The organism is Arthrobacter sp. C2 (assembly GCA_024207135.1).
In the GTDB taxonomy this organism is placed as follows: Bacteria; Actinomycetota; Actinomycetes; order Actinomycetales; family Micrococcaceae; genus Paeniglutamicibacter.
Genome location: CP042428.1, coordinates 1,429,785 through 1,443,815, shown reverse-complemented (window position 1 = coordinate 1,443,815; position 14,031 = coordinate 1,429,785). Strand labels below are relative to the sequence as shown.

9 protein-coding genes and 2 tRNA genes are annotated in these 14,031 nt (G+C 69.5%); 7 read left to right on the top strand and 4 right to left on the bottom strand.

Annotated features, from left to right (window positions below; genetic code table 11):
• Positions 1 to 47: 47 nt before the first annotated feature.
• A complete protein-coding gene (locus FPY90_RS06710) occupies positions 48 to 1,520 on the bottom strand; it encodes a macrolide 2'-phosphotransferase (protein WP_071213108.1) in 1,473 nt (490 codons plus the stop codon).
• A gap of 237 nt (positions 1,521 to 1,757) precedes the next feature.
• Here FPY90_RS06710 and nudC point away from each other — a divergent pair, with 237 nt between their 5' ends.
• Together nudC and FPY90_RS06700 are read left to right on the top strand one after the other, a co-directional pair.
• Positions 1,758 to 2,723: an NAD(+) diphosphatase gene (gene nudC, locus FPY90_RS06705; RefSeq protein WP_498684633.1), complete on the top strand. Its 966-nt coding sequence runs from the start codon at positions 1,758 to 1,760 to the stop codon at positions 2,721 to 2,723.
• A 3-nt stretch (positions 2,724 to 2,726) separates the two neighbouring features.
• Positions 2,727 to 4,874: an ATP-dependent DNA helicase UvrD2 gene (locus FPY90_RS06700; RefSeq protein ID WP_498684631.1), complete on the top strand. Its 2,148-nt coding sequence runs from the start codon at positions 2,727 to 2,729 to the stop codon at positions 4,872 to 4,874.
• 98 nt (positions 4,875 to 4,972) lie between these two features.
• Here the strand turns inward: FPY90_RS06700 and FPY90_RS06695 are convergent, their stop codons facing one another.
• Entirely contained in the window at positions 4,973 to 6,022 is a 1,050-nt protein-coding gene (locus FPY90_RS06695; RefSeq protein ID WP_498684629.1) for a ThiF family adenylyltransferase, read from the bottom strand.
• Between the two features lie 201 nt (positions 6,023 to 6,223).
• On the opposite strand from FPY90_RS06695, the gene FPY90_RS06690 reads away from it, so the two are divergent.
• On the top strand, positions 6,224 to 6,931 hold the full coding sequence (locus FPY90_RS06690; RefSeq protein WP_498684627.1) for a M48 metallopeptidase family protein: 708 nt from the start codon (positions 6,224 to 6,226) through the stop codon (positions 6,929 to 6,931).
• A 109-nt stretch (positions 6,932 to 7,040) separates the two neighbouring features.
• On the opposite strand, the gene FPY90_RS06685 is transcribed toward FPY90_RS06690, so the two are convergent.
• On the bottom strand, positions 7,041 to 8,537 hold the full coding sequence (locus tag FPY90_RS06685; RefSeq protein ID WP_498684626.1) for a zinc-dependent metalloprotease: 1,497 nt from the start codon (positions 8,535 to 8,537) through the stop codon (positions 7,041 to 7,043).
• A 210-nt stretch (positions 8,538 to 8,747) separates the two neighbouring features.
• Here FPY90_RS06685 and FPY90_RS06680 point away from each other — a divergent pair, with 210 nt between their 5' ends.
• The 3 genes from FPY90_RS06680 (at position 8,748) to FPY90_RS06670 (ending at position 13,302) form a co-directional block, all read left to right on the top strand.
• Positions 8,748 to 9,917 carry a YlbL family protein gene (locus FPY90_RS06680; RefSeq protein ID WP_498684624.1) on the top strand — a complete coding sequence of 390 codons (1,170 nt, stop codon included), beginning with the start codon at positions 8,748 to 8,750 and terminating at the stop codon, positions 9,915 to 9,917.
• A 281-nt stretch (positions 9,918 to 10,198) separates the two neighbouring features.
• Complete coding sequence (locus tag FPY90_RS06675; protein WP_498684622.1) at positions 10,199 to 13,120, top strand: UPF0182 family membrane protein; 2,922 nt, start codon at positions 10,199 to 10,201, stop codon at positions 13,118 to 13,120.
• A 108-nt stretch (positions 13,121 to 13,228) separates the two neighbouring features.
• Positions 13,229 to 13,302: transfer RNA gene (locus FPY90_RS06670), tRNA-Met, on the top strand.
• Here the strand turns inward: FPY90_RS06670 and FPY90_RS06665 are convergent.
• On the bottom strand, positions 13,276 to 13,503 hold the full coding sequence (locus FPY90_RS06665) for a hypothetical protein (protein WP_498684619.1): 228 nt from the start codon (positions 13,501 to 13,503) through the stop codon (positions 13,276 to 13,278). The genes FPY90_RS06670 and FPY90_RS06665 overlap by 27 nt on opposite strands.
• A gap of 49 nt (positions 13,504 to 13,552) precedes the next feature.
• On the opposite strand from FPY90_RS06665, the gene FPY90_RS06660 reads away from it, so the two are divergent.
• Positions 13,553 to 13,626, top strand: a tRNA-Met gene (locus tag FPY90_RS06660).
• The last annotated feature ends 405 nt before the right edge of the window (positions 13,627 to 14,031 follow it).

Here is a 14,031-nt window from a genome sequence, read left to right as displayed (position 1 = left end):
GAAGCCACGTGCGGTCCGGCGCCATCGAGGCGCCGGGCTGCTGCCGCCTACTGCTTTTCGAGCTTCTGGACCGGGATTGCGGAGGTCTCTGGTTCCGCTGCCGCGGCCGAACGTCCGGATGCCGGGGCATCGTCCGTGGGCGTTCCCGCCGTGTCCTTGTCTGGGTGTTCTTGGTTGCCGGCTTCGTCGCTGCCCTTGTTGTCCGAATGATCCGCGTCAACAGGCGTCTTCGGGCCATCGGAGTTCGCGGACCCGGGTGCAGAAGCCTCGGCTGCCGAAACCGCGGATCCCGTGGCCGCGGCGGCAACGGGTGCCGGCACCGGTTTCTTGGATGCCACCGGGGCGCTGGCCGGATGCATCGGGGCTGCGGTCGGGACCGGCGGGGATGCTGGAGGGGCCGGCGCGGCACTCACGGGGGAGGGCAGGATCCGCATGGCAGAGGTTTCCGGCTCAGCGTGTTTCCCTGCCGGTTCATTGTCCTCGGCGGTGTCCCCGGCGTCGTCGGCGGCATCAATCCCGATGACGGTGACGCGTTCGTTGGAGGGAACAGGTTCCGGCGGCGCGTCCGCGGGCTCGGGCTTGGCCGCCCGCGGGGGCTCCACCACGGAGATCGGCTGGCCGCCGTACTCGGCGATGTCGTGGTCGAGCTCCTCGAGCATGACCTTGGCCTCGGCGATGCGCTCGGCGTCGCCCCCGGCAATGGCCTTGACCAGCCACTGGGCCAGGGCGAACTCGGCGGCCAGCGCGGCACGGCGCATGATGTGCGGATCGGCCCGGTCCCCGCGCACCGCGACATAGCTTTCGAAGGCGGCCTCGGCGAAGGACTGCTCGTGCACCGCCGCCAGCCAGGCGAAGTCGTCGGCCGGGTCCCCGACCTGCAGGTCCGTCCAGCCGGTGACCGCCACGACCTTGGCGTCCTGGACCAGGAGCTGGTCCTCGTGCAGGTCCCCGTGGATGACGGTGGCGTTGAAGCGCCACAGCGCCACGTCCTCCAGCGCGTGTTCCCAGCGCCGCAGCAGCCGCGAGGGGATCATGCCGGTGGTGGCCGCGGCGTCCAGCTCGTTGAGCCGGCGCTGGCGCACCTGCTCGGCGGTGTAGGAGGGCAGATCCGCGCGGTCGATGGCGGAGGCCGGCATCGAGTGGATCGCGGCCATCACGGCGCCCAGGTCCCGGGCGCAGCGCGAACCCTGCCCCACGAGGTCCTCCAGGGAGAACTGCTTGCCGGGCAGGTGGTTGTAGACGAAGGTGCGCAGCGGGCCCTGCCGCACGGTTCCGGCAACGGAGGGCAGCTGGAAGGGCAGCGAGGCGCGGATGCCGGCGGAGAAGGCACGCAGCGCGGCCAGTTCCGATTCCAGGCGCATCGACGCTTCCTCGTGGCGGGGGGAGCGCACGCGCCAGCGGTTCTTGGCGGCGTCGACGATGAGCACCGAGTCGAAATCATTGCCGTCGTCCGGCAACGAGGCCACGCCCGTGGGCGCCAAGCCGGGGACCGCAGCGGTGGCGATGGCAGCGAGTTCCATGGGAGAGCGTTTCACATCCTCCACCGTAGACCGCAAGGGCTGTTCGAGTCCTGCCGTGCGGCGGCGAGTCGCGTGTTTTGCGTCCAATCCCCGCCCGCCGCCGGCTATCGCGCACCCCGGGGCCGGGCCGGGTGGCTGCGCCGGCCACCGGCCCGTCCGCCGCGGAGGGTGCGCCGATAGCCACAACCGGCGCCCCGAAGTATGCGTTGTGGCGGTCGGGTCAGTACGGTTGATGCTATGAGCGATACCGTGCAGCAACCCGTGACCAGCCACCCCGAGCTAGGGGCCCTGCCCCTGGCCCGCACCGCCATCGACCGCGGCTGCGAACGGCGCACCCAAGCCGGCTGGCTCGATGCGCTGCGCGCGGACCCCAGGACCCGGCACCTTGTGATGATCGGCGGCCGCGCCCGGGTGCTCGACGGCGAACTGGTGCTGCTGGAGGGCACGCAGGTCCCGGCCGGCGGGACAGAGATCTACCTGGGCTCCGACGGCAGCACCGAAATCGTGCTGCATTCCTTCCCCGAGGCCCCGGCCGCGGACGACGGTGCGGCCGGCACCGCCGCCACCCACCCGGAGCAGTGGCTGGGCCTGCGCGATGTCGCCGCCGGGCTGGGCGCGCGCGATGCCGGGCTGTTCGTCGAGGCAGTGGCCATCGCCAACTGGAACCACTCGATGAACTTCTGCCCGGGCTGCGGCGGGAAACTTCAGTTGCGGGACTCCGGCTGGGTCAAGCACTGCGCCGCGGAGGACCTCGAGCACTTCCCGCGCACCGACCCGGCCGTCATCGTGGCCATCACCGACGAGGACGACCGGCTGCTGCTGGGCGCCAACAAGGCCTGGGGCGGCACCCGCTTCTCCACCCTGGCCGGGTTCGTCGAGCCCGGCGAATCCCTCGAATCCGCGGTCATCCGCGAGGTCGCCGAGGAATCCGGGGTCATCGTGCAGAACCCCCGCTACATGGGCTCCCAGCCCTGGCCCTTCCCGCGCTCGCTGATGCTCGGGTTCACCGCCACCGCCACGGGCACCGAGCTGGTGCCCGACGGGGTGGAGATCATCGACCTGCGCTGGTTCACCCGCGAGGAGCTGGCCGCCGAGGTCCGCTCCGGGGCCATCGGGGTGCCCTCGGGCACCTCGATCGCCAGCGCATTGATCGAACACTGGTTCGGCGGCGTGCTGCCCGAACCCGAACGCCTGGAAAACTAGGACATGGACGAAGCAACCGGAACCAGCGCCCTGGAGGACCGGATCCTGGGCGGGCTGGACGATGAACAGCGCATGGTCGCCACGACGCTGCGCGGCCCGCTGTGCGTGCTGGCCGGGGCCGGCACCGGCAAGACCCGCGCCATCACCCACCGCATCGCCTACGGCGTGCACACCGGGGTGTACAAGCCCTCCTCGATGCTCGCGGTGACCTTCACCGCCCGGGCCGCGGCGGAAATGCGCTCCCGGCTGCGCGAACTGGGCGCCGGGGCCGTGCAGACCCGCACCTTCCACGCCGCCGCGCTGCGCCAGCTGCAGTACTTCTGGCCGCAGGCCATCGGCGGGAACCTGCCGAACATCGTCGACTACAAGGCGCCGCTGATCACCGAGGCGGCACGCCGGCTGCGCACCAACGCGGACCGCGCCACCGTGCGCGACCTGGCCAGCGAGATCGAATGGGCGAAGGTCTCGATGCTGACCCCCGAGTCCTACGTCGCCGCCGCCGCGGCCGCCGACCGCGGGGAACCCGGCGGGCTGGACCCGACCACCGTCGCGCGGATCTTCCAGTCCTACGAGGACGTGAAGACCGATCGGCAGTTCATCGACTTCGAGGACGTGTTGCTGCTGACCGTGGCGATCCTGGAGGACGACGAGCGGGTCGCGGCCTCGGTGCGCGGCCAGTACCGGCACTTCGTGGTCGACGAGTATCAGGACGTTTCCCCGCTGCAGCAACGCCTGCTGGATCTGTGGCTCGGCGGGCGCGACGAGTTGTGCGTGGTGGGGGATGCCTCGCAGACCATCTATTCCTTCACCGGTGCCACCCCGCGGCACCTCTTGGACTTCACCGCGCGCTACGAGCACGCCCCGGTGGTCAAGCTGGTGCGCGACTACCGTTCCACCCCGCAGGTGGTGCACCTGGCCAACCGGGTGCTGGCCGCCCGCCGCCCCGAGGCCGGGGTGCCGGACCGCGACCATCCCTGGCCCACGCCGCTGGAACTGATCGCGCAGCGGGAAAACGGCCCGGAGCCGAGCTTCTTCGAGGCGAAGGACGACGAGGCCGAGGCCGCGGAGATCGCGCAGCGGATCAAGAAGCTGATCGCGGCCGGCACCCCCGCGGCGGAAATCGCGATCCTGTACCGGACCAATGGGCAGTCCGCCGCCTATGAGCAGGCCCTGGCCTCCGCCGGGGTCGGCTACCTGCTGCGCGGCGGGGAACGCTTCTTCGCCCGGCGCGAGGTCCGCGACGCGATGCTGCAATTGCGCTCCGCCGCCCGCCACGCCACCACCGAGGCCGACGGCGACTCGGTCCCGAAGCTGACCCGCGACATCCTGGTCTCCCTGGGCTACAGCGCCACGGCCCCGGCCGCCTCCGGCGCGGTGCGCGAGAAATGGGAGTCGCTCTCCGCCCTGGTGGCGCTCGCCGACGAGATGGCCGAGGCACGGGCCGGGGCCGAGACCCCGTTCACCCTGGGGCTCTTCGTCGCCGAGTTGGAGGAGCGCGCCGCCAGCCAGCACGCACCGACGCTGCAGGGCGTCACGCTGGCCTCGCTGCACGCGGCCAAGGGCCTGGAGTGGGACGCGGTGTTCCTGGTCGGGCTCTCCGAGGGGCTGATGCCGATCTCCTTCGCCGACGACCAGGCCGGCTACGACGAGGAACGCCGGCTGCTCTACGTGGGCATCACCCGCGCCCGCATGCACCTGGGGCTGTCCTGGTCGCTGGCGCGCACCCCCGGGGGACGGGCCAACCGGCGGCCCTCGCGCTTCCTGGACGGGCTGCGCCCGGCGGGAACCTCATCGACGGCCGCGGCCCCGCGGGCCGTCCGGCGGCGGGCCCCGGCCGGTCCGCCGATGTGCCGGGTCTGTGGCACGCTGCTGACCAGTGCCACCGAGCGGAAGCTGGGCCGCTGCGGGAACTGCCCCGCCGGCTACGACGAGGCCGTGTTCGAATCCCTGCGCGCCTGGCGGCTGTCGGTCGCCCAGGCCAACTCGCTGCCGGCCTTCGTGATCTTCACCGATGCGACGCTGATGGCGATCGCCGAGGCGAAGCCCTCCGGGCTCTCGGACCTGGGCCGGGTCTCGGGGGTCGGCAAGGGCAAGCTGGAGCGCTACGGCGAGGCGGTGCTGGCGATCCTGGGCGGGGAAACCCTGGACTGACCGGCGTCGCGACCCGCCGGGATTCCCGGAATCGTCCGACCTTCGGGGCCGGGCTCCGGCGCAACGCGGGATTCCGGACGGTGCGCCGGAGCGGGGCTTCAGGCGGCCAGCGAGTCCAGGCAGTTGCAGCGCGGACGCACCTTGGCCGGAACCATGGTGGTGGACCCGGTGGGCAGGTCGCACACGAGCATCGAGCCGGCGGCGGCGGGGATGTTGATGCGGTCCAGCACCATCAGCACCTGCATCGCGGCCGTCCCCGCGGCGACGGCGGCCAGCGACGCCTCCGGGCGCAGCCCCGGGACCCGCGCGCCGACCCCGGCGTCGGCGAGCAACCGCAGCGTCGGGTCGCACTGTTCCCACACGCAGCGTTCGCACATGGTCAGCCCCGGAAGGCACAGCGGGCCGAGGTTCATCCCCGAATCGGTGAACAGCACCGGCAGCATCGCGGCATCCGTGGGCAGCGATTCCAGCGGCGGGAGCATCCCGCCGGAGAGCACCACCGCCATGTCCAGCGGCGGGGCATCGGGGCTTCGGTGCCCGGTCTCGGCCACCACCAGGTGCGGGTACAGGGACGCCAGCGCCCGGGCCGTGGCGCGGGCCCGCGGGGTGCCGACGCTGCCGATGCCGGTGGTCCCGGCGCCCAGGTCCCCGGCATCCATCGACGCCGCATCGCTGAGCATCAGCGAACCGACGCCCGCTGCGGCCAGGATGTGCGCCAACAGCTGGCCCATCCTCCCGCATCCCTGCAACGCGACCCGGGCACCGGCCCGGCGTGCGAGCACTTCGGCCGCGTCCATCTGGTAGGCCGCGCTCCACTGCCGCACATCGGGCACCAGCCGCGCCCCGAGCCCGTGGCCGGATCCCGGCCGGGCGCCGGGCGGCAGCTGGGCCGGGGTATCCAGCAGCACCGGGGCCAGCATCTCCAGGATCTCGCTGCGCCGGGCGGCATCGGGCCCCTGCTCCGTCGGCTGGCCTTTCGCGTGGCCCTCCGTGGGTACCGCGGGGCCTTGCTCCTCGGTGCCCAGGGAGAGCACGAACCGTTTTTCGGCCGCGCTCAGCCCGGTTATCCACCGGGCGCGCTGCCCGGTGCCGATTTGCACCACGCCCTCCATTAGGCTGAGTACCTGCAAGCCCGGGTTGATCCTCATGATGTTGCTCCTTCGGGAACGGCGGCCCCGGCGCGAATCCTCGTGGCCGGTGCCCTGCATGAACCCATCGTGGCACCGGGCCGCGAACGCCGCCGCGGTTATCCACACCCCGGAGCGGGAAAGCGGCGCGGAGGCGGCACCGGGGCAAGGTCCGCGGACGGCAAGAAAACGGCAGCACAGGCGCGGCGGAAAGGACAAAGCATGCGCACCCAACCATCCACCATCGAATACGTGGACGAGACGGGCACCCCCATCCGCGTGGTGCGCTCGTCCCGGCGCAAGAAGACGATCTCCGGGGCGTGGAAGCAGGACACCATGGTCGTCTCCGTGCCCGCGGGCCTCACCGAGCACGCCGAGCGCATGCTGGTGGCGGACATGGTCAAGAAGGTCATGCGCAAGGTCGTCCGGGGCGCCGGGGCGGACCCCGATGCCCTGCTGCTGGCCCGGGCGCACGCCATGGATGCGGAGCTCTTCGGACGCCTGGCCGCACCGGCCTCGGTGCGTTGGGTCTCGAACCAGAACTCGCGCTGGGGTTCGGCCAGCCTCCAGACCCGGCGGATCCGGCTCTCGGACCGGCTCCGGTCGATGCCGCAGTGGGTTCAGGACTACGTGCTGGCCCACGAACTGGCCCACCTGGTGGAGCCGCGCGACGGCCACGGCCCGCGGTTCAAGGCCGCCTTGTCCCGCTACCCGCGGGTGCACGATGCCACCATCTTCCTGTCCGGGGCCAGCCACGGCTTCCACGCGGCCAAGACTGCCGCGGCGCAACCGGCACGTACGTTGGATGCGGAAGACGACTTCGACGACTTCGGGGACCTCGACGAGCTCGGTGGCCCCGGAGCCCGGGACGGTTTTGGCGGCGGTGTCCACGGCGGGGAAGCGGGAGATCCGTACCGGTTGTTCGGCTGAGCCGCCGGCCGGGCGGATCCACCGGGAATCGCGAAGGGGTGCCGGCGCGCAATGCGCCGGCACCCCTTGTCCAAGACCCTCCACGACCGGCGGAACGCCCGCCGGTGGACTACTTGTCGGTGGAGCTGTCCGTGGGATTGCCCGCTTCGGGACCCTTGTCGGTTCCGTCTCCGTCGGTTCCGCCGGTTCCATCGGCTTCCCCGGTGCCGTCGTCATCGCCGCTGCCCGCCGCGGGCTCGTCGAACCCTCCGTCGAGCAGCTTGCTCAGCGCGGCGTCGATGTCATCCATGCTGGCCTCGGCCAGCTGGCGGCGCGAGGTGAACCCGGTCGGGTCCATCAGGTCCTCTTCGGTCGGCAGCAGGTCGGGGTGCGCCCACACGGCGTCGCGCCCCTCCTGCCCGCGCTCGGTCAACAGGTGCGCCCAGAGGGCCGCCGCCTCGCGCAGGCGCCGCGGACGCAATTCCAGTCCCACCAGCGAGGCGAACGCGTTCTCCGCCGGTCCGCCGGTGGCCCGGCGGCGGCGGATGGTTTCGCGCAGCCGGGTTGCCTGGGGCAGGTTCACCGCGGCCGCGGCGACGACCTCGTCGACCCAGCCCTCGATCAGCGCCAGCACCAGCTCGAGCTTGGCCAGCGCGGTTTCCTGTGCCGCGGTGCGCTGGGGCATGAACAGCCCCTCGCCCATCAAGGACTGGAAGGACTCGGGATTGCTCGGGTCGATGTCCCGCACGGCTTCCTCGATGCGCGACATGTCGATGTGGATGCCGCGGGCGTAGGCCTCCACCGAGGAGATCACCGAGGAGCGCAGCCACGGCACGCGGTTGAACAACCGGGCGTGGGCGCATTCGCGCAGCGCGGCAAAAAGCAGGATCTCTTGCTCGGGAACCTCAAGGCCCTCGCCGAACGCGGCGAGGTTGGTCGGCACCAGCGCGGGGGTGGACCCGGCCAGCGGAAGCCCGATGTCGGTGGCGCCCAGCACGTCCTTGGCCAGGCCGCCGACGGCCGTGCCCAGCTGCATGCCGAACATGGTGCCGCCCAGGGACTGGAGCATGCCCTGTGCCCCGCCCATCATCGGCCGCATCTGCTCGGGGATCTGCTCGGAGAGCGCGGAGGTGATGGCCTTGCCGACGGACTCGGCGACCGGCGTGGTCAGCGACTTCCACACCGGCATGGTCTTTTCGACCCACTCGGCGCGGGAGAAGGCGCGGCATTCGCTGCCGTCGGCCTCGAACACCGTGGCGGCATCGAGCCACATCTCGGCCAGCCGGGCCGCGGAGGCCACGGCGGCGGCGCGGGAAGCGGAAACCGAGGGGTCGTCCTTGGCTATGGCCTGGCGTGCCGCATCGGTGGCCATCTTCCAGTTCACCGGGCCGGAGCCGCCCTGGGCCATGGCGGACATCATGGCCTGGGCCTGCGCCATCATCTGCGCCATGGCTTCGGGGTTGTTGGACAGGCCCATGGCCTCGCCCAGGCCCTCGGGGAGGTTTTTCGGGTCGAATCCGCCAGCACCGCCAAAGAGCGAGCCGAACATCTCGGAGAACGGATCCTTCGGGTTCTCGTCGTCGTTGCCGGAGTCGTCGGGTCGGTTTGATGGGGGATTCTCAGCCATGGTTCAACGGTACCCCCGGGCCCGGGGATCGGCCCAAGCTCCGGGTTGCCAGTTCGCTGTGGGCACATCGGAACCCGCTGTGAAGCAGCGCCTCGCATCCGTGCCGCACACGACCGCCGCGGCCCGGGCTTGTAGGCTTGAGGCTGCTCGTGGCGCGCGGCGCACGCCTCGCCCCGCGGGGCGCAGAGACCAGCAATGAAAGAGGGAATCGTGCCAGCAGCGCATGAAGAAGCCGGGGACCGGGCCGGCCTGAACGCCGCGGGGACCGAAGGAACGCAGGGCCCGGACGGCGCCGACCACGGCCCGCTGCTGCACCGCTGGCCCGCACCGGACCCCGGGACGGCGCGGATGCGGCGCAACCGCGCGGTCGCCGGCTGGATCACGATGGTGCTGATCGCGGCCGCGACGCTGCTGCCGACCCACTTCGTGGTCGAATCCGCCGGCCCGGCGCTGAACACCATCGGGTCCGTCAACGGGACCAAGCTCCTGAGCATCAGCGGAGAGCAGACCTACCCGACCTCCGGCGAGCTGGACATGACCACGGTGTACGTCCAGGGCGGGGGCCAGGCTCGGCTGCCGTTCTTCAACGTGCTCTGGGGCTGGATCGACCCGACCCAGGACGTGGTCCCCGAGGAGACGGTGCTGCCGCGGGGCACCACCACCACCGAACAGAGCGAACAGAACACCGTGATGATGGACGACTCGCAGCAGCTGTCCACCGCCGCGGCCCTGCACGAGCTGGACATCCCCTTCTCCAGCCACCTGGGCGTCGTGGGATTCGCGACCCAGCAGAATTCCGGCGTGCTGAAGATCTCCGACCGGCTCGAAACCATCAACGGGCACAAGATCACCGACCTGGATGCGCTCAAGAAGCAGCTCGATGCCGCCGGCGCGAAGCCCAGCGTCCTGGGGATCCTGCGCGACGGGAAGCGGGCCGAGGTCACGGTGTCCACCACCGAGGGGGCCGGGGGCCAGCGCCAGCTCGGGATCCTGCTCTCGGGCAGCTTCGACTTCCCGCTGCAGGCCAAGTTCGGGCTGGAGAACGTCGGCGGGCCCAGCGCCGGGATGATGTTCGCCCTGGCCATCGTCGATACGCTCACCCCGGGCGAGATGACCGGGGGCAAGCACTTTGCCGGGACCGGGGCCATCACGGCCGACGGCAAGGTCGAGCCGATCGGCGGCATCGCGCAGAAGCTCGTCGGCGCCCGCGACCAGGGCGCATCGTACTTCCTGGCCCCGGCGGAGAACTGCCCCGACGTGGTCGGCAGGATCCCCGACGGGCTCGACGTCATCAAGGTGGCCACGCTCTCCGAGGCACGCGCGGCGGTCGAAGGGATCGGCGCGGGCAAGGACCCGGCGTCCTTCCCCGGCTGCGGCTAGCGCCGGCGGTTCCCCTTGCGGGGAGCGGGAGCCCAAGCGGGGACCGGGTCACAATCGGCTCACATTTGTGCGACATCATCCTTTAGGGTGCCCCGCCGGGCGGCCATGCAAGGCAGAATAGAGAACAAAGACACACTTCCGGTGCGCTTTCTGCGCGCCAATCGTTCCAACGGTAGAGGTATAAATTGAGTTTTGGCACCGGCAGCCCCTTCGGAGGGCCCCCACGGGGTCCCGAAGGACGTCCCGACCCGCAGCCGCACCAGCGACGACCATCCCCACTGATGCCCACGATCATCGTGATCGGCATCCTGGTCGCCATTTTCGTCTTCGTCTCCAGCGTCTACGCGGATGTGCTGTGGTTCAACCAGCTCGGCTTTGAACGCGTGTTCTGGACCGAGTACCTGTCCAAGGCAGCGATCTTCGTGGTCGCCTTCCTGCTCATGGGCGCGGCAACCTGGCTCTCCCTGCGCCTGGCCTACCGTTCGCGGCCGGTCTACGCCCCGGACGGGCAGCGCCAGGACAACATGTCCAAGTACCAGTCGCAGCTCGAACCGATGCGCCGCCTGCTGATGATCGGCGTGCCGGTGGTGATCGGCATCTTTGCCGCCACCGCGGTCACCTCGCAGTGGAAGGAAGTGCTGCTCTTCTTCAACCAGGTCGACTTCGGTGAGACCGACCCGCAGTTCGGCATGGACCTGTCCTTCTACATGTTCTCGCTGCCGTTCATCGGCCTGCTGACCGGCTACCTGATCTCCGTGGTGCTCATCGCCGGGATCGCCGGCCTGCTGACCCACTACCTCTACGGCGGCATCCGCATCGAGGAGCGCGGCGGCGTTGTCATCGGCAAGCCCGCCCGCATCCACATCGCGGTCTTCGCCGTGGCCTTCCTGCTGCTGCAGGCCGTGAACTTCTGGGTCGACCGCTACTCCACGCTGCTCTCGCAAAACGGCCGCGTGGCCGGCGCCCTGTACACCGACGTGCACGCTGTCATCCCGACCAAGACGATCCTGGCGATCGCCGCCGTGCTGGTCGCGGTGACCTTCATCGTCGGGGCCATCATGGGCCGCTGGCGCCTGCCGATCATCGGCACCGCGATGCTGCTGGTGACGGTCATCGTCGCCGGGGGCATCTACCCGTTCATCGTGCAGCAGTACCAGGTCGTCCCGTCGGAAAAGACGCTGGAACGCGAATTCATCCAGAAGAACATCGAGATGACGCGCAAGGCCTACGGCCTGGATTCGGTCGAGGAGACGCCGTACGACGTCCAGCTGAACCCGCAGAAGAACGCGTTGTCCAAGGACTCGGCAACGACCACCAACATCCGCCTGCTGGACCCGAACCTGGTCTCGGCCGCGTTCGACCAGCTGCAGCAGTTCCGCACGTACTACAAGTTCACCAAGACGCTGAACGTGGACCGCTACGAGATCGACGGCAAGACCGAAGACACCGTCATCGGCGTGCGCGAGCTCAACGTCGACCCGGGTGACACCTGGGTCAACCAGCACATCACCTACACCCACGGCTACGGCCTGGTTGCCGCCTACGGCAACCGCGTGGCAGCCGGCGGGCGCCCGGACTTCATGCTGTCCGGCATCCCGACCCAGGGCGTGCTGGGCAACGACGACACCTACGAACCGCGGATCTACTTCGGCGAAACCTCGCCCGACTACTCGATCGTCGGCGGCCCCGAGGGCTGGGAGCCGCGCGAGCTCGACCGCCCGGCCTCCGGTGCGGGCAGCGAAGACACCCGCAACACCTTCGATGGCGACGGAGGGCCCTCGGTGGGCAACTTCTTCAACCGCCTGGTGTACTCGCTGAAGTTCGCCTCCACCGACCTGTTGCTCTCGGATGCGATCAACTCCGAGTCGCAGATCCTCTACGACCGCAACCCCAAGGACCGCGTCAAGAAGGTCGCGCCCTACCTGACCGTGGACTCCAACGCCTACCCGGCGATCGTCGATGGACGCGTGCAGTGGATCGTCGATGCCTACACGACCTCGAAGAACTACCCGTACTCCAAGCAGCAGGCACTGGACTCGGCGGTCACCGACTCGCTGACCGGCGGCACCCGCGCGGTGGCCGCGACGGGGCAGATCAACTACATCCGCAACTCGGTCAAGGCAACCGTGGACGCGTACGACGGTTCGGTCACGCTCTACGCATGGGAACCCGAGGAACCGCTGCTGCAGGCCTGGCAGAAGGTCTTCCCGACGAACATCAAGTCCTACAAGGACATGTCCGCCGAGCTGATGAGCCACGTGCGCTACCCCGAGGACCTGTTCAAGGTCCAGCGCGAACTGCTGGCCACGTACCACGTGACCGATCCCGGCGGATTCTACGACTCCAACGATGCCTGGTCGGTCCCCTCCGACCCGACGCAGTCCAACGCGAGCGTCAAGCAGCCCCCGTACTACCTGTCGCTGAAGATGCCGAAGCAGGAGAAGGAAGCCTTCTCGCTGACCTCGACGTTCATCCCGCAGACCGCCCCGGGCGGCCAGCAGCGCAACGTGCTGTTCGGCTTCCTGGCGGCCGAGGCCGATGCCGGCAACAAGGCCGGCGTCAAGGGCGAGGGCTATGGCAAGCTCCGCCTGCTGGCCATCCCGCGTGAGCTCTCCGTGCCCGGCCCCGGCCAGGCACAGCAGAACTTCGACTCCAACGCCACGGTCTCGCAGGCGTTGAACCTGCTGCGCCAGGGCGCCTCGGAAGTGAAGAACGGCAACCTGCTCTCGCTGCCCGTGGGCGGCGGCATCCTCTATGTCCAGCCGGTCTACGTGCAGTCCTCCGGACAGACCTCGTACCCGACCCTGCGCAAGGTGCTCGTTGCCTTCGGCGACAAGGTCGGATTCGCGGACACGCTCGCCGAGGCCCTGGACCAGGTGTTCCAGGGGACCAGCGGCGCGGTCACCAGCGAAACCGGGACCGGAACCGGAGACGGCGGCGAGGAGCCCGGAACACCTCCGGCCACGCAGACCGCCGAGCAGCAGCTCACCGATGCCCTGGGCGACGCCAACGCGGCAATCAAGGCCGGACAGGCCGCACTGGCCGAGGGCGACTTCGCCAAGTACGGCGCGGAGCAGACCAAGCTGCAGGATGCACTGGAACGCGCCACCGAGGCACAGGACGAATTGACGGGCGCCCCGGCTCCCACCGAGACTCCTGCGCCATCGGAAACCCCGGCACCGTCCGAGTCCCCGGCGCCGTAAGGCACCGGTCGCGGAGCAATCCGGTGTCGCCCTGCCGGGCATGTGAGCAGGGCGACACCGCCAGGATTTGCTTCGGCGAAGCCCCGTGCGCGATGATTGATATATCGCCGCGGGGTGGAGCAGTTCGGTAGCTCGCCGGGCTCATAACCCGGAGGTCACAGGTTCAAATCCTGTCCCCGCCACGAAAGAAAGACCCTGACCAGGGAAACCTGGTCGGGGTCTTTCCTTGTCTGCTGCCAAGCACTGCGGGGCTCCGCCGGGATGGTGGGGAGCGTCACCTTGGTAAATTTCGCTGAAGCCGCTTTTCGATGCAGCAATCCAATGTAGTTGGCGTCCCTCTCGTTGGCATTGGCCGGGAAATCGCGAAAATCCGACGAAACCACGGGTCGATTAGGTATGACGTGGGGACGCTGGTACTGTTGTATCTACTGACGCGGGGTGGAGCAGTTCGGTAGCTCGCCGGGCTCATAACCCGGAGGTCACAGGTTCAAATCCTGTCCCCGCCACAAAGAAATGATCCGCGGTCCTGTTACAGGGCCGCGGATCATTTGTCTTAATCGCACACAGCCAACCTGGGTGTGGGGCCTGCGGCCTATAGGACACGATCGGGCATGCGTACGGCATGCCACGAGGCGCTGGACGATGCAGCCGAGGTCGGTCTCCGGTGCTCTGCGCCGGGCCCCTTGAAATACGGTGAAATGCCAACTGACCTGATATTTTGCAGTACAACCGGGCGATCGTCATAGACTTGAACGGTAAGTTGTCGGCTTGGCATATGTCGAGCATTGTCGAGTCCATACGAGGTAAAGCCAACATGCCGAAGCAGCCAGCATCGAAAAAAGGTGTTCCGGCGAAGAATGCCGTTCCAGCCGACGCCGTGCGCCCAACGCCTGCCAAGGCCGCAGCTGCGG